The organism is Streptomyces sp. JK94 (genome assembly GCF_053613315.1).
This window is the reverse complement of sequence record NZ_JBSICH010000007.1, coordinates 260,146-275,309: the sequence shown is the minus strand read 5'-3', so window position 1 is coordinate 275,309 and position 15,164 is coordinate 260,146. Positions and strand designations below refer to the sequence as shown.

Genomic DNA, 15,164 nt, shown 5'->3' with positions numbered 1-15,164 from the left:
AGCTCCGAAACTCATGCCCCAGACGCTACCGGAGCCACCGCCCGCCTCAGTCCCGCCCGAGCGCCGCCGCCAGCTCCGACTCCCGCTCCCGCACCTGGGCCGTCAGCTGCTCGGCGATCTCCTCCAGCAGACGGTCGGGATCGTCCGGAGCCAGCCGGAGCATGGCGCCGATCGCACTCTCCTCCAGCTCCTTGGCGAGCAGTGTGAGCATCTCCTTGCGACGGTCGAGCCATTCGAGGCGGGCGTACAGCTCCTCGCCACGGCTGGGGCGCCGCTCGGGCGCCGGGCCGGCTGCCCACTCCTCGGCCAGTTCCCGCAGCCGAGCCGCGTCACCGCGGGCGTAGGCGGCGTTGACCCGGGTGATGAACTCCTCACGCCGGACCCGCTCGTCCTCCTCCTGCGCCAGGTCGGGGTGGGCCTTGCGGGCCAGCTCGCGGTAGAGCCGACGGGCCTCCTCGCCGGGCCGCACCCGCTGCGGCGGGCGCACCGCCTGGTCCGTGAGCATCGCCGAGGCCTCCGGGAAGAGCCCGCTCCCGTCCATCCAGCCGTGCAGCAGCTCCTCGACACCGGGGATCGGCATCACCGCGGCCCGCGCCTCGTCGGCCCGGCGCCGGTCCTCGGCGTCCCCGGTACGGGCCGCCCGGGCCTCCAGGATCTGCGCCTCCAGCTCCTCCAGCCGGGCGTAGACCGGGCCGAGCCGCTGCTCGTGCAGCCGCGAGAAGTTCTCGACCTCCACGCGGAAGGTCTCCAGCGCGATCTCGTACTCGATGAGTGCCTGCTCGGCGGCCCGTACGGCCTGTTCCAGCCGTTCCTCGGGACGCGGCGCACCCCCCTGCTCGGGCTCAGCTTCCGGCGTCGTCACCCGTCCAGCCTAGGCCACGATCCGCCCGCCCCGTCCGGCCCGCGCGGCGGACCGCGGGAGGTTCGGGGCCGTCCTCACACCCCCAGCTCCGCCGCGAGCCGCCCCGTCCGCACCGCGGCGACCAGCTCGGTGTGGTCGGCCTCCGTACGGTCGGCGTAGGCCACGGCGAAGGCGGCCACCGCCTCGTCCAGTTCGCCGTTCCTGCCGCAGTAGCCGGCGATGAGCCGCGGGTCGGCGCTGTGCGCGTGGGCGCGGGCCAGCAGGGCCCCGGTCATGCGCCCGTAGTCGTCCATCTGGTCGGCGGCCAGGGCCGTGGCGTCGACGCTGCCCTTGCGGTTGCGGAACTGCCGTACCTGGTAGGGCAGTCCGTCGGCCGTCGTCCAGCCCAGCAGCATGTCGCTGACCACCTGCATCCGCTTCTGCCCCATGACCACCCGGCGCCCCTCGTGCGCGACCCCGGGGGCTTCGAAGCCCGCGGTCGCCAGGTGGGGAAGCAGCGCGGAGGGCCGGGCCTCCTTCACCTGGAGCACGAGCGCCTCTCCTCGGTGGTCCAGGAGCAGCACGACGTACGACCGCGTGCCCACGCTGCCGGTGCCCACGACACGGAAGGCGACGTCGTGCACCGCGTACCGGGCCAGCAGCGGAAGCCGGTCCTCGGACAGGGTGGTCAGGTACTGCTCCAGGGAGGCCGCGACCGCCGCCGCCTCCCGGTCCGGGACCCGGCGCAGCACCGGCGGGGCGTCCACGAAGCGCCGCCCGCCGTCCTCGGCCGGCTCGGTCGACCGGGCGGCGAAGCGCCCGCTGGTGTTGGCCCGCGCCTTCTCGGAGACGCGTTCCAGCGTGCCGAGCAGGTCGTGGGCGTCGGTGTGGGAGACGAGTTCCTCGTCCGCGATGGCGTTCCAGGCGTCCAGTGCCGGAAGCTTGGCCAGCAGCCGCATGGTGCGCCGGTAGGCGCCGGCCGCGTCGTGGGCGGCCTCGCGGCAGGTGTCCTCGTCGGCGCCGGCCTCCCGGCCCGCGAGGACGAGGGAGGTGGCGAGCCGCTTGAGGTCCCACTCCCAGGGCCCGTCGACCGTCTCGTCGAAGTCGTTCAGGTCGATGACCAGGCCGCCGCGGGCGTCTCCGTAGAGACCGAAGTTGGCGGCGTGCGCGTCGCCGCAGATCTGCGCGCCGATCCCGGTCACGGGCGTGCGCGCCAGGTCGTACGCCATCAGCCCGGCCGTCCCCCGCAGGAAGGCGAACGGCGTGGCCACCATCCGTCCGACCCGCAGGGGCACGAGTCCCGGTATCCGGCCGCGGTTGGACTCCTCGACGGCGCTCACCGCGTCCGGCCGGCGGGCGTCCAGGTCGAGGACGGCGTGCGCGGACCGCGGGACGCGCGTGCGCAGCGCCTTGCCCTCGGCCTTCGGCGAGCCGCCCCCGCTCCTCCGCGCGAACCCCGGTACGACCGGCAGCCGCCCGCCCTCCTCCGCGTGCGCCCCCGCGCCCTCACGCTCCTGCGCGCCCGCACCCGACATCGACTCGGTCATCCCGGCCACCCTCCCCGCTCTCCGTACCTGCACCACGCCCGGACCGCAGCGCCCAAAGCGAACATGCCCGGACCGCAGCGCCCAAAGCGAACACGCCCGGACCGCAGCGCCCGAAGCGCCCCACGCCCGGACCACACCGCGCCCGAAGCGCCCCACGCCCGGACCACACCGCGCCCGAACCGAGCCGCTCCCGGACCGGCCCGGACCGACCCCCGACCGAAGCGAGCCGCACCCGCCCGCACCACGCCCGACCGAGCCGTCCGCCCCGTCCGGCACCGTGCCGGGTCCACCGGCGTCGACGCGCCACGACCGTACCCCCGGACGGACCGCCGGTACACGGCCCCGCCCCACCGCCCGCACACCGCCGGGCAGAGGGCGGGACAGGGGTGCCCGCACCCCATCGCCCCGTCGACCGACCCGTCGACCGACCCGTCGACCGACCCGCCGAGCGGCACTTGGAGGGCACTTGGCCGGCCGACCGTACGCGGCGGGCGACCGCGCGACCTACGGCGCCGGCTCCTGCCGCTGCCTCCGGGCGCACACCTCGACGGCGGCGGGCTGGGAACCGCCCTGCGTGCCCGCCCCGTGGCGCCCGCTGCCCTGAGACTTTCCTCACAGGCACCCCTCACCACCGCACCACGCGCAGACATGCGAAAGCCCCCCAGGTCCGGGACCTGGGGGGCTTTCGGCTGGTGCGCGAGGGGGGAGTTGAACCCCCACGCCCTTTCGGGCACTGGAACCTGAATCCAGCGCGTCTGCCTATTCCGCCACCCGCGCATTGGGTGTGTCCTCGGGGCCTTTCCTTGCGGTCCGGCGCCTTCCGACACGAGAACATTAGCACGCTGGAAGGGGTGGATTCACATCCCTTCCCAGGCGGGAGAGGACCGGACCGGGGCGCCCGCCCTCCTTCGGGCACGTGCTCCGGCCCCCGCCCGTTCACGTATCAACCTCGTACCGGTCCGGCCCGTCTCCCCGGGAGCCGGTAGGGGTCCGCGGTGAGGTGCGGGACACTGGTCTGCGGCCGCCTCTACGATCCTGGGCATGAGTATCCGTGGGAGCGCGTCGCGCAGGACTCGGGGAAGTTCGAAGACGAGCTCCGGCGGGAACTCCGAGAGGCGTCGACACCCGCCGACCGGGCCGACGGGGGAACCGGCCGATCGACCGACGCGTGGATACGATCAGTAAGCAGTACCAGGTGGACAGTGCGCGGGTGAGCGGTACGCACCCGGGCGCCATGCGCGACAGCAGGACGCAGGACCGCAGGACGCAGGACCGCAGTACGCAGGGCAGTGGACAGGACGACAGCGACGGAGGAGGTGCCCCATGGGAGTCCTGAAGAAGTTCGAGCAGCGTCTCGAAGGTCTGGTCAACGGCACCTTCGCGAAGGTGTTCAAGTCCGAGGTGCAGCCCGTGGAGATCGCGGGAGCGCTCCAGCGCGAATGCGACAACAACGCGACCATCTGGAACCGCGACCGCACCGTCGTGCCCAACGACTTCATCGTGGAGCTGAGCACGCCCGACTTCGAGCGCCTCAGCCCCTACTCCGGACAGCTCGGCGACGAGCTGGCCGGCATGGTCCGGGACTACGCCAAGCAGCAGCGCTACACCTTCATGGGACCGATCAAGGTCCACCTGGAGAAGGCGGACGACCTGGACACCGGTCTGTACCGGGTGCGCAGCCGTACGCTCGCCTCCTCCAGCAGCCACCAGGGCGGACCGGCACCCGCGGGTCCGGCCGCCCCCGCCGACCCGCCCGGGCGGCCCGGAGCGCCGGGCGGTGGCTACGGGTACCCGCAGCCCGCCGCCCCCGCGGGCCCTCCGCCCATGCCGAGCGCGCCGCCGCCCGGCCGGCCCGGCGGATACGGCTACCCGCAGCCCGCGGGCGGCCAGCAGCCCCCGGCCGCCGCCGCGTCCGGCGGACGCACCCGCCACTGGATCGAGATCAACGGCACCCGCCACCAGATCTCCCGCGCGACCCTCGTGCTCGGACGCAGCACCGAGGCCGACGTGCGGATCGACGACCCCGGTGTCTCCCGCCGGCACTGCGAGATCCGGACCGGAACGCCCTCGACGATCCAGGATCTCGGGTCCACCAACGGCATCGTGGTGGACGGGCAGCACACCACCCGCGCTACGCTCCGCGACGGCTCGCGGATCGTCGTGGGCAGCACCACCGTTATCTACAGGCAAGCCGAAGGGTGATCCGGGGGCAATGTCAGAGCTGACCCTCACGGTCATGCGGCTGGGTTTTCTCGCCGTACTGTGGCTGTTCGTGATCGTGGCCGTGCAGGTCATCCGCAGTGACCTGTTCGGCACGCGGGTCACCCAGCGCGGGGCGCGGCGCGAAGCCGCCCGACCACAACAGGCCGCCACGCGCCAGGGCCAGGCGCCTCCACCGCAGCGCCAGCAGCAGAGCGGCGGCCGGGGCCGCCGGGGCGCTCCCACCAAGCTGGTCGTGACGGAGGGCACGCTCACCGGCACCACCGTCGCCCTCCAGGGCCAGACCATCACGCTCGGCCGGGCACACGACTCGACGATCGTGCTGGACGACGACTACGCCTCCAGCCGCCATGCCAGGATCTACCCGGACCAGAACGGCCAGTGGATCGTCGAGGACCTGGGCTCCACGAACGGCACCTACCTGGACCGGTCCCGGCTGACGACTCCCACGCCCGTCGCGCTGGGCGCGCCGATCCGCATCGGCAAGACCGTCATCGAGCTGCGGAAGTAGTGCTACACCAATGAATGAGCGCGAGCGGAGCGAGCACGCAGCGGCGGCCGGCACCCCGGGCCCCGGCGCGCTCCCGACCGGAGGGTGGGCAGTGTGGCTCGACACGACCGGCTGCAGTCGGAGCCGACGGGCGAGGTGCGCATGAGTCTGTCACTGCGTTTCGCCGCCGGATCGCACAAGGGCATGATCCGGGAGGGCAACGAGGACTCCGGTTACGCCGGTCCGCGCCTGCTCGCCATCGCCGACGGCATGGGCGGCCAGGCCGCCGGCGAGGTCGCCTCCTCGGAGGTGATCTCCACCATCGTCGCCCTCGACGACGACGTGCCCGGCTCCGACATCCTCACCTCCCTCGGCACCGCCGTGCAGCGCGCCAACGACCAGCTGCGGCAGATGGTCGAGGAGGACCCCGCCCTCGAAGGCATGGGGACCACCCTCACCGCCCTGCTGTGGACCGGCCAGCGCCTCGGCCTCGTGCACGTCGGCGACTCCCGCGCCTACCTCCTGCGCGACGGCGCCCTCACCCAGATCACGCAGGACCACACCTGGGTGCAGCGCCTCGTCGACGAGGGCCGCATCACCGAGGAGGAGGCGGGCACCCACCCGCAGCGCTCCCTGCTGATGCGCGCGCTCGGCAGCGGCGACCACGTCGAACCCGACCTGTCCATCCGCGAGGTGAGGGCCGGCGACCGCTACCTCATCTGCTCCGACGGACTCTCCGGCGTCGTCTCCCACCAGACGATGGAGGACACCCTCGCCAGCTACCAGGGACCCCAGGAGACCGTGCAGGAGCTGATCCAGCTCGCCCTGCGCGGCGGCGGCCCCGACAACATCACCGTCATCGTCGCCGACGTCCTCGACCTCGACACCGGCGACACCCTCGCCGGACAGCTCTCCGACACCCCCGTCGTGGTCGGCGCCGTCGCCGAGAACCAGGCGCAGTTCGGCGACAACGGCATCATGCAGACCCCGGCCGGCCGCGCCGCCGGCCTCGGCCGCCAGGGCGGCGGCGGACAGCGCGGCGCAGGCGGCGAGTTCGGCCCGCCCGGCAGCGGCGACACCACCGGCTACGTCCCCGACGGCGACTTCGACGACTACGGTCCCGACGACTTCGTCAAGCCCCGCAAGAACCGCCGGTGGCTGAAGAGGTCCCTGTACACCGTGCTCGCCCTCGCCGTCATCGGCGGCGGCGTCTACGGCGGCTGGCGCTGGACCCAGACCCAGTACTACGTCGGCGCCAAGGACGACCACCTCGCGCTGTACCGGGGCATCAGCCAGGACCTCGCCTGGGTGTCGCTCTCGAAGGTCCAGAAGGACCACCCCGAGATCGAACTCAAGTACCTGCCGCCCTACCAGCAGAAGCTGGTCGAGGCCACCATCCCCGAGAGCGACCTGAACAACGCCCGGGCCAAGATCGAGGAGCTGGCGGTGCAGGCGTCCGCCTGCCGGAAGCAGGCCGACCGGCGCACCGCCGAGACCGAGCAGAACGCGCAGACGGGCGAGGGCGAGGCCGGAGGCACCACGGGAACCACTCCCGCCTCCTTCACGTCCAAGGCCTCACCGACACCGAACGCGTCACCGAACGAGTCGCAGTCGCCGAAGGCACCCGAATCGTCCGAGTCCCCGTCCACGACCGCACCCACTCCAGGCTCAGGACCGACCCTCTCGGAGGAAGAGCAGAAGGTCGTCTCGTTGTGCGGTAAGCAGTAGGCAAGCCGTGAGAGGCCCTGTCACACGATGAGCAGTACTACCAACTCGCCGACGCACCACACGTCCACGATCGGCGCCATCGGCGCCCCGAGCCGGCGCAACACCGAGCTGGCCCTGCTCGTGTTCGCCGTCCTCATCCCGGTCTTCGCCTACGCCAACGTGGGACTGGCCATCAACGACGAGGTGCCCGCCGGCCTGCTGAGCTACGGCCTCGGCCTCGGCCTCCTGGCCGGCGTCGGCCACCTCGTCGTGCGCAGGTTCGCGCCCTACGCGGACCCGTTGCTGCTGCCGCTGGCCACCCTGCTGAACGGACTCGGACTCGTCGCCATCTGGCGCCTGGACCAGTCCGAACTCCTCCAGGAGATCAAGCAGGCCGGCACCGCCGCGCCCCGCCAGCTGATGTACACCGCGATGGGCATCGCCCTGTTCGTCGCCGTGATGGTCTTCCTCAAGGACCACCGCGTCCTGCAGCGCTACACCTACATCTCCATGGTCACCGCGCTGTTCCTGCTGCTCCTGCCGCTGGTGCCGGGTCTCGGCAAGAACATCTACGGCGCCAAGATCTGGATCCAGGTCGGCTCCTTCTCCATCCAGCCCGGCGAGTTCGCCAAGATCGTCCTGGCGATCTTCTTCGCCGGCTACCTGATGGTGAAGCGCGACGCGCTCGCCCTGGCCAGCCGCCGCTTCATCGGCCTCTACCTGCCCCGCGGCCGCGACCTCGGCCCCATCCTGGTCGTCTGGATGGTCTCGATCCTCATCCTGGTCTTCGAGACCGACCTCGGCACCTCGCTGCTGTTCTTCGGCATGTTCGTGATCATGCTGTACGTCGCCACCGAGCGGACGAGCTGGATCGTCTTCGGTCTGCTGATGTCCGCCGTCGGCGCGGTCGGCGTCGCCACCTTCGAACCCCACATCCAGCAGCGCGTCGACGCCTGGCTCGACCCGATGAAGGAGTACACGCTCTCCCGCGCCGGCCAGGGCGGCCACTCCGAACAGGCCATGCAGGCCCTGTGGGCGTTCGGCTCCGGCGGCACCCTCGGCACCGGCTGGGGCCAGGGCCACTCCGAGCTGATCCGCTTCGCCGCCAACTCCGACTTCATCCTCGCCACCTTCGGCGAGGAACTGGGCCTGGCCGGCCTCATGGCCCTGCTCCTGCTCTACGCGCTGATCGTGGAACGCGGTGTGCGCACCGCCCTCGCCGCCCGCGACCCGTTCGGCAAGCTCCTCGCCATCGGCCTCTCCGGCGCCTTCGCCCTCCAGGTCTTCGTCGTCGCCGGCGGCGTCATGGGCCTCATCCCGCTCACCGGTATGACCATGCCCTTCCTGGCGTACGGAGGCTCCTCCGTCATCGCGAACTGGGCCCTGATCGGCATCCTGCTGCGCATCAGCGACACCGCCCGCAGACCGGCACCCGCCGCTCCCGCCAACCCGGATGCCGAGATGACCCAGGTGGTCCGACCGTGAACAAGCCACTGCGCCGCATCGCGATCTTCTGCGGCCTCCTCATCCTCACCCTGCTCGTCCGCGACAACTGGCTCCAGTACGTCCAGGCCGACGAGCTCAAGGAGGACGAGCACAACCGCCGCGTCGCCATCGAGCGGTACGCCACCCCGCGCGGCGACATCATCGTCGACGGCAAGGCCATCACCGGGCACGCCACCACCAAGGGCGACTTCAAGTACAAGCGCACCTACAAGGACGGCGCCATGTGGGCGCCCGTCACCGGCTACGTCTCCCAGGCCTACGGCGCCACCCAGCTGGAGGCCATCAACGACGGCATCCTCACCGGCAACGACGACCGGCTCTTCTTCCGCAACACCCTCGACATGATCACCGGTAAGAAGCGCGAGGGCGGCAACGTCGTCACCACCCTCAACAGCGCCGCCCAGAAGGCCGCCTACGACGGCCTGAAGAAGCAGGGCGCCAAGGGAGCCGTCGTCGCGCTCGAACCCTCCACGGGCAAGGTCCTGTCGATGGCCTCCTACCCGTCGTACGACCCCACCTCGATCGCCGGCAGCAACGAAGCGGCCGGGGAGGCCTGGAACGGGCTCCAGAAGAAGAACGACCCGGACGACCCGATGCTCAACCGCGCCCTGCGCGAGGTCTACCCGCCCGGCTCCACCTTCAAGGTGCTCACCGCGGCCGCCGCCCTGGAGCACGGGCTGTACGACTCGGCGGACGAGAAGACCGACTCGCCGCTGCCGTGGACGATGCCCGGCACCACCACCGAACTGCCCAACGAGGGCGACCTCCCCTGCGAGGACGCCACCCTCCGCGAGGCCCTCCGGGTGTCCTGCAACACCGTCTTCGGCAAGATCGGCGCCGACCTCGGCAACGACAAGATGCTCGAGACGGCCAAGAAGTTCGGCTTCACCGAGGAGCAGTTCGTCCCCGTCCGCTCCAGCGCCTCGGTCTTCTCCGACGACATGGCGCCCTCGGAGGTCGCACTCTCCTCCATCGGCCAGTTCAACACCGCCGCGACCCCGCTGCAGATGGCCATGGTCGCCTCCGCCGTCGCCAACAACGGCACCCTGATGAAGCCGTACATGGTCGACGAACTCCAGGCCCCCAACCTCGACACCATCGAGAAGACGGACCCCGAGGAGATGAGCGAGCCGCTGTCCGCGGACAACGCCCGGATCCTCCAGGACATGATGGAGACCGTCGTCGAGGACGGCACGGGAACCAACGCGCGGATCGACGGCGTCACCGTGGGTGGCAAGACCGGTACGGCGCAGCACGGCGTGGACAACAAGGAGAACCCCTACGCCTGGTTCATCTCGTACGCCAAGGGCGACGACGGCAGCTCGCCCGTCGCCGTGGCCGTGGTGATCGAGGACGAGAACGCCGTCCGTGACGACATCTCCGGCGGCGGCCTCGCGGCCCCGATCGCGAAGAACGTGATGGAGGCCGTTCTGGACAGCAGGAAGTGACCACGGGCTGAACAGGACGTGACTCCTGTCACGTCCCCTTCACATAGGCGCACGTTGCGATACCGGTCCGGTATCGGGTATCGAGCTTGGCCAGGTCACCCGGAACGAGCCGGGTACGGTAGGCCGGACGGCAGCCTCCGACCGTACACGCGTGCCGGTCGGGACCGACGGAGAGGGCTGGTAGTAACCATGGAAGAGCCGCGTCGCCTCGGCGGCCGGTACGAGCTGGGCCCGGTGCTCGGCCGTGGTGGCATGGCGGAGGTTTACCACGCGCATGACACCCGGCTCGGTCGCCAGGTGGCGGTGAAGACGCTGCGCGCGGACCTCGCGCGCGACCCGTCCTTCCAGGCCCGCTTCCGCCGGGAGGCCCAGTCGGCCGCCTCGCTCAACCACCCCGCGATCGTGGCGGTCTACGACACGGGCGAGGACTACATCGACAACGTGTCGATCCCGTACATCGTCATGGAGTACGTCGACGGCTCCACCCTCCGCGAGCTGCTCCACTCCGGCCGCAAGCTGCTGCCCGAGCGGACGCTGGAGATGACCATCGGCATCCTCCAGGCCCTGGAGTACTCGCACCGGGCCGGCATCGTCCACCGCGACATCAAGCCGGCCAACGTCATGCTGACGCGGGGCGGCCAGGTCAAGGTCATGGACTTCGGCATCGCCCGCGCCATGGGCGACTCCGGCATGACGATGACCCAGACCGCGGCGGTCATCGGCACCGCCCAGTACCTCTCCCCGGAGCAGGCCAAGGGCGAGCAGGTCGACGCCCGTTCCGACCTGTACTCCACGGGCTGCCTCCTGTACGAGCTGCTCACGGTCCGGCCGCCCTTCGTCGGCGACTCCCCGGTCGCCGTCGCCTACCAGCACGTGCGCGAGGAACCGCAGGCACCCAGCGTCTTCGATCCCGAGATCACGCCCGAGATGGACGCGATCGTGCTGAAGGCCCTGGTCAAGGACCCCGACTACCGTTACCAGTCGGCCGACGAGATGCGCGCCGACATCGAGGCCTGCCTCGACGGCCAGCCGGTCGGCGCCACCGCCGCGCTGGGCGCCATGGCCGCGGGGGGCTACGGCGCCTACCCCGACGAACAGCCGACCACCGCCCTGCGCTCCGACGCCGGCGCGGGCGCCACCACCATGCTGCCGCCGATGAACCCGGACGACGGCGGCTACGGCTACGACGACCGCCCCGACCGGCGCCGCCAGCAGCCGCGCAAGTCGAACACCTCCACCATCCTCCTGGTGCTGGCCGGCATCCTCGTCCTCGTCGGCGCGATCCTCATCGGCAAGTACGCGGTCGGCGGCGGCGGACCGGACAACGACACGGTCGGCGTCCCCGCCTTCGTCGGCCTCACCAAAGCCGACGCCGAGCAACAGGCCGTCAACGCCGACCTGGAACTGGCCTTCACGCAGAAGCCCTGCGAGGACCAGAAGAAGGGCGACATCTGCTCGCAGGATCCCGAGCAGGGCACCGAGGTCGACAAGAAGACCACCGTCAACCTGGTCGTCTCGACCGGCGCCCCCAAGGTCGCCGTCACGAACGTCATCGACAAGAACGTCGACGAGGCCACCCGGCAGCTCGAGGACAAGGGCTTCAAGGTCGAGACCAAGCAGACCGAGTCCTCCCAGGACGAGGGCACCGTCCTCAGCCAGGACCCCGACCCGGGCACCGAGCTGGAGAAGGGCTCCACGGTGACCCTGGAGGTCGCCAAGGCCGAGGAGAAGGCCACCGTGCCGGACGTCGTCGGCCGCAGCTGCGACGAGGCCAAGGCCCAGGTGGAAAGCAGCGGTGACTTGGAAGCCACCTGCACCGAGCAGCCGACGAACGACCCGAGCCAGGTGGACAAGGTCATCTCCACCACGCCCTCGGCGAACCAGCAGGTCGACCCGGGTTCGAAGGTCACGATCGTCGTCGGCAAGGCCGTGGAGAAGACGAAGGTGCCGGAGGTCCGCACCAAGTCCCTCGCCGAGGCCCGGCAGATCCTGCAGCAGAGCGGCTTCACCAACGTCCAGGTGGCGGCGGGCGCCCCGGGCGAGGACGACGCGCTGGTGATCGCCATGGACCCGCAGCCCGGGACCGAGGTCGAGGACCCGGCCGCCACGCAGATCACGCTCACGACCACGGGCGGCAACGGCAACAACAACGGCGGCGGTGACAACGGCGGCGGCTTCATCGGCGGCCTCCGCGGCGACGACGACTGACGCGCCCCGGCAACACCCGGACACGGTGAGAGCCCCGGTCCCTCCGAGCGGAGGGACCGGGGCTCTCACCGGTCCAAGACGGTACCGCGCGCTCCTCCTACGCCTCCTACGCCTCCTACGCCTCCTACGCCTCCTACGCCGAGCATCGTGCGAAGGCCCGCCGTGCGGGATCGAACGCGTCCGTCGCGCCGGCGCCCTCGTCCCCGGGGCCCTGCCGCCGGCCGCCGATCTTGCGGGCGGCCCCCTTCAGCCGCGGGTGTCCGGGCCTGACGGCATTCTCGAAGTGGGACTCCTTCGCCGGCGTGAAGTCCCCGCCCCAGGCGACGACGCCGTCCAGCTCGGCGAGGATGTCCCGCACCACGACGAGCTCGTTCGGGTACAGGCCGTTCACCGGACCGACCGGGTACGACAGCGGACGGACGGCGATCGCCGTGCCCGACAGATAGTTGGACTCGTAGTCCGCCGAGACCCGGCGCTCCCGTGCCCAGCCGTGGACGTCGCCGTCCCGCAGCGTGCCGATCTCGTAGTGGAACCGGCGCGCCACGTGCAGCAGGACCACGGCCGCGTCACCGCCGGCGAGTCTGACCTCCTGGCCGCTGCCCTCGACACCGAACGACTCCGCCTCCTCCAGGACGGGCCAGCCGTTGCCGGTGCGGTCCCTGGTCCGGGAACCGGCGGCGCCGGACCCCTCGGCCGCGGCGGCCTGCCCGGCGGCCGGCAGCGGCCCCAGGGCCGCCGTACCCGCCACGCCGGCCGTGACGCCGACGACACGGCGCCTCGTCAGTTCGCCCCTCTTCATCCGTCTCTCCTTGGTCTCAGAGCAGTCACCACCGCGGCGGCGAGGCACAGCACGCCGATCGCCGCCAGCAGGGCGAAGAACACAATGGCCGGGTTGACCCAGAAGGGAACAAGGTCGAAGTCCTCGTTGCACTTGCTGTGCAGCGGGAACCAGCGGCTGAACTCCTGCGCGTGCGCTCCCCGGTAGGCGTCGTCGTAACGGACGCCGTGGCCGTGGACGCAGGCCTCCTCGACGTCCAGTCCCCCGGAGAGAATGCCGGTCAGGTAGGCGACCGCGAATCCGCCGACACCGGTCGACACGCAGGCCACGCCCAGGGCCAGCCAGGTTCGGGGGTGCGCCCATCTGCGCGCGCGGACGGCCCGGACGCCGCTGCGGCCTCCCGCGACCATACCGAGGCACAGGCTCCCGGCCACGGCGGCCACGACGAGACCGCCGGTGCCGAGCAGGAGAAGCAGCGCGATGCCCATCGCCGCGAGCCCGCCCAGGCAGGCGAGCCGCTCGGGCCGGAAGGTCTTGTTCCCCTCAGTCATGCGTCAGCCCTCGGCGGAACGCGAGGCGGTACGGCTGCGGGCCGCCTCGAGGAAGGCCTCGTGGCGGGACCGGTACTGCGCCGCCCTGCTCTTCTCCATGCCCATGCGGGCGAGAAGAGCGTCCACGAATCCCTGCTCGAAGTTCTGGAGCTTGTCGAAACCACCCGGGGCATTCTGGTAGACGGCCGGCAGCACCGCACCCTTGAGGCTGATGAGCTGCTTGCGGGCCGGGCCCGGGACGGTGTCGGACGCGGCCAGCGCGTTGTGGGCGGACTGCTTGCAGTCGGTGGCGTTGCCCCAGCGCCGGATGAAGTAGTCATGTACGCAGCAGTGAAGCAGCCGGTGTCGGTGATGCGGATCGGACCGGCGTACGAGGCGTAGTCACCGTGGTCGGTGCCGCACCCCGCCCCGCTCGTCCTGCCGGGGCAGACGGTGAAGTACATCTCGTTCGCCCCGCCCGGCGTCCCGTTGCAGAAGACGACGCACAGGTATCCGGTGCCGCCCGCGTGGGCGACCATGTCGCCGTCGTCGTTGCCGCTGTCGCCCGGCAGCCGGCCGTCGACATGGGCGATGGCCTGGTACGGGCCGCCGCACGGGTTCGACGCGGCCTGGGCCGGCGCCGCGCTCAGGGGCAGAAGGGCGGCGGCGAGCGCGAAATATGCCTGCGACCAGCGACTTCTTGGTCATACGGGAGCTCCTCCTGGCTTGTTTTCGGGCATGGCGGAGCGGCCCCGGGCACGCCGGAGCACTTCTCTTCCGTTGGATCGGGCGTGACCGGGCGCGCCGGGCCGGCCGGCTCGTGCGGCGGGGCCCGGGGTCCCGGGAGCGGCCGGCCGGGAGCGGCCCCTCGCACGCGTTCCACCACGGCCAGGGGTACGAGGAGTCGCGCCGCGCCGCGTCAGCGGCATGGATCCGATGACGTCCGCGCAGGACGGGACGGCAGCGGCACGGCGGTCGAGAACAGCGTCTCCCCCAGGTGGTCAGCCCGAGGATCACCCTGCCGAATTCGCTGGACATGACAAGAAGGAGGCGTTGCCGTAGCAACGACCACGGGCACGTCCCGGCGCGCGGCGGCCACGGGGCCGGCGGTCAGCGCAGTTCCACCGGCGGGGTCCGGTCCCCGTCCACCTTCTCCGTGCGCACCAGCTCCCCCCACACCACGTACCGGTACCGGCTCGTGTACACCGGCGTGCAGGTCGTCAGCGTGATGTAGTGGCCGGCCTTCTTCCTGCCGGACTCCTCGGGGACCGCGTCGAGCACCTTGACGTTGAACTTCGACGTCTCGGGAAGGACCGCGTAGGTCTTGTAGACGTACCACTTGTCCTTCGTCTCGAAGACGATCGGGTCGCCCTTCTCGATCTTGTCGATGTTGTGGAACTTCGCCCCGTGCCCGTCCCGGTGCGCCGCCAGCGAGAAGTTGCCCTTCTTGCCCGAGGTCGGCAGCACCGACTTGACCGGGTCGGTGTAGTAGCCGGCCACACCGTCGTTGAGGACGTCCATCGACGTGCCCTTCTCCACCAGGATGTCGCCGTCGCCCATCGCCGGCACGTGCAGGAAGCCGATGCCCGCCCTGGTGTCCAGCGCACCCGGGCCGTCCGGTCCGACCCGGTCCTGGGCCCAGTCGTCGCGGACCTTGTCGGCCTGCTCGTCCGCCGCGCGGTCGGCGACCACGTTCGTCCACCACAGGGAGTAGACGACGAACAGACCGAGCACCAGACCCGCGGTGATGAGGAGTTCGCCCAGGACGCTGACGGCCTGGGCGACGACCCGCCCGGGACCGCGTCCGCGGCGGCGTGCCGCGGGCTCCGGCGGGCCGTCCTCGCCGGCGTGCTCCTGGTGCTGCGTTTCGGTGGTCGATGCCACTGGTC

14 protein-coding genes and 1 tRNA gene are annotated in these 15,164 nt (G+C 71.4%); 8 read left to right on the top strand and 7 right to left on the bottom strand.

What is annotated here, in order from left to right; all coding sequences use genetic code 11:
• Positions 1 to 46: 46 nt before the first annotated feature.
• Both ACVV2G_RS07860 and ACVV2G_RS07855 read right to left on the bottom strand, forming a co-directional pair.
• Positions 47 to 862: a hypothetical protein gene (locus tag ACVV2G_RS07860; protein WP_453841861.1), complete on the bottom strand. Its 816-nt coding sequence runs from the start codon at positions 860 to 862 to the stop codon at positions 47 to 49.
• Between the two features lie 74 nt (positions 863 to 936).
• Positions 937 to 2,388: a DUF2252 domain-containing protein gene (locus ACVV2G_RS07855; protein WP_453841860.1), complete on the bottom strand. Its 1,452-nt coding sequence runs from the start codon at positions 2,386 to 2,388 to the stop codon at positions 937 to 939.
• Between the two features lie 277 nt (positions 2,389 to 2,665).
• Between ACVV2G_RS07855 and ACVV2G_RS07850 the strand changes: the two genes are divergently transcribed.
• Positions 2,666 to 2,992 carry a carbohydrate-binding protein gene (locus tag ACVV2G_RS07850; RefSeq protein WP_453841859.1) on the top strand — a complete coding sequence of 109 codons (327 nt, stop codon included), beginning with the start codon at positions 2,666 to 2,668 and terminating at the stop codon, positions 2,990 to 2,992.
• Positions 2,993 to 3,078: 86 nt separating this feature from the next.
• Here the strand turns inward: ACVV2G_RS07850 and ACVV2G_RS07845 are convergent.
• Positions 3,079 to 3,165: transfer RNA gene (locus ACVV2G_RS07845), tRNA-Leu, on the bottom strand.
• Positions 3,166 to 3,556: 391 nt separating this feature from the next.
• Between ACVV2G_RS07845 and ACVV2G_RS07840 the strand changes: the two genes are divergently transcribed.
• From ACVV2G_RS07840 to pknB, 7 genes are all read left to right on the top strand, one after another.
• A complete protein-coding gene (locus ACVV2G_RS07840; RefSeq protein ID WP_453841858.1) occupies positions 3,557 to 3,724 on the top strand; it encodes a hypothetical protein in 168 nt (55 codons plus the stop codon).
• On the top strand, positions 3,712 to 4,590 hold the full coding sequence (gene fhaA / locus ACVV2G_RS07835; protein ID WP_453841857.1) for an antibiotic biosynthesis regulator FhaA: 879 nt from the start codon (positions 3,712 to 3,714) through the stop codon (positions 4,588 to 4,590). The genes ACVV2G_RS07840 and fhaA overlap by 13 nt, the downstream gene beginning before the upstream one ends.
• A gap of 10 nt (positions 4,591 to 4,600) precedes the next feature.
• On the top strand, positions 4,601 to 5,119 hold the full coding sequence (gene fhaB / locus ACVV2G_RS07830; protein ID WP_453841856.1) for an antibiotic biosynthesis regulator FhaB: 519 nt from the start codon (positions 4,601 to 4,603) through the stop codon (positions 5,117 to 5,119).
• A gap of 141 nt (positions 5,120 to 5,260) precedes the next feature.
• Complete coding sequence (locus ACVV2G_RS07825) at positions 5,261 to 6,826, top strand: Stp1/IreP family PP2C-type Ser/Thr phosphatase (RefSeq protein ID WP_453841855.1); 1,566 nt, start codon at positions 5,261 to 5,263, stop codon at positions 6,824 to 6,826.
• Between the two features lie 27 nt (positions 6,827 to 6,853).
• Complete coding sequence (locus ACVV2G_RS07820; RefSeq protein WP_453841854.1) at positions 6,854 to 8,290, top strand: FtsW/RodA/SpoVE family cell cycle protein; 1,437 nt, start codon at positions 6,854 to 6,856, stop codon at positions 8,288 to 8,290.
• Positions 8,287 to 9,759, top strand: a complete 1,473-nt coding sequence (locus tag ACVV2G_RS07815) for a peptidoglycan D,D-transpeptidase FtsI family protein (protein WP_453841853.1) — start codon at positions 8,287 to 8,289, stop codon at positions 9,757 to 9,759. Before ACVV2G_RS07820 ends, ACVV2G_RS07815 begins: the two co-directional genes overlap by 4 nt.
• Positions 9,760 to 9,948: 189 nt before the next feature.
• Positions 9,949 to 11,967: a Stk1 family PASTA domain-containing Ser/Thr kinase gene (gene pknB, locus ACVV2G_RS07810; RefSeq protein WP_453841852.1), complete on the top strand. Its 2,019-nt coding sequence runs from the start codon at positions 9,949 to 9,951 to the stop codon at positions 11,965 to 11,967.
• A gap of 133 nt (positions 11,968 to 12,100) precedes the next feature.
• On the opposite strand, the gene ACVV2G_RS07805 is transcribed toward pknB, so the two are convergent.
• The 4 genes from ACVV2G_RS07805 to ACVV2G_RS07790 all read right to left on the bottom strand — a co-directional run bounded on the left by ACVV2G_RS07805 (position 12,101) and on the right by ACVV2G_RS07790 (position 15,159).
• The gene (locus ACVV2G_RS07805; protein WP_453841851.1) at positions 12,101 to 12,766 is read right to left on the bottom strand and encodes a hypothetical protein; all 666 of its coding nucleotides are present in this window, start codon (positions 12,764 to 12,766) and stop codon (positions 12,101 to 12,103) included.
• Positions 12,763 to 13,296, bottom strand: coding sequence for a hypothetical protein (locus ACVV2G_RS07800; protein WP_453841850.1), 534 nt, complete (start codon positions 13,294 to 13,296; stop codon positions 12,763 to 12,765). The genes ACVV2G_RS07805 and ACVV2G_RS07800 overlap by 4 nt, the downstream gene beginning before the upstream one ends.
• Positions 13,297 to 13,299: 3 nt before the next feature.
• A complete protein-coding gene (locus ACVV2G_RS07795; protein ID WP_453841849.1) occupies positions 13,300 to 13,491 on the bottom strand; it encodes a hypothetical protein in 192 nt (63 codons plus the stop codon).
• Between the two features lie 894 nt (positions 13,492 to 14,385).
• Complete coding sequence (locus ACVV2G_RS07790; protein ID WP_453841848.1) at positions 14,386 to 15,159, bottom strand: class E sortase; 774 nt, start codon at positions 15,157 to 15,159, stop codon at positions 14,386 to 14,388.
• Between the last annotated feature and the right edge of the window lie 5 nt (positions 15,160 to 15,164).

Coding starts and splice junctions, on each gene's coding strand:
- ACVV2G_RS07855 (WP_453841860.1), bottom strand. CDS start 2,388: ATGACCGAGTCGATGTCGGGTGCGGGCGCGCAGGAGCGTGAGGGCGCG.
- fhaA (WP_453841857.1), top strand. CDS start 3,712: ATGGGAGTCCTGAAGAAGTTCGAGCAGCGTCTCGAAGGTCTGGTCAAC.
- fhaB (WP_453841856.1), top strand. CDS start 4,601: ATGTCAGAGCTGACCCTCACGGTCATGCGGCTGGGTTTTCTCGCCGTA.
- ACVV2G_RS07825 (WP_453841855.1), top strand. CDS start 5,261: ATGAGTCTGTCACTGCGTTTCGCCGCCGGATCGCACAAGGGCATGATC.
- ACVV2G_RS07820 (WP_453841854.1), top strand. CDS start 6,854: ATGAGCAGTACTACCAACTCGCCGACGCACCACACGTCCACGATCGGC.
- pknB (WP_453841852.1), top strand. CDS start 9,949: ATGGAAGAGCCGCGTCGCCTCGGCGGCCGGTACGAGCTGGGCCCGGTG.
- ACVV2G_RS07805 (WP_453841851.1), bottom strand. CDS start 12,766: ATGAAGAGGGGCGAACTGACGAGGCGCCGTGTCGTCGGCGTCACGGCC.
- ACVV2G_RS07800 (WP_453841850.1), bottom strand. CDS start 13,296: ATGACTGAGGGGAACAAGACCTTCCGGCCCGAGCGGCTCGCCTGCCTG.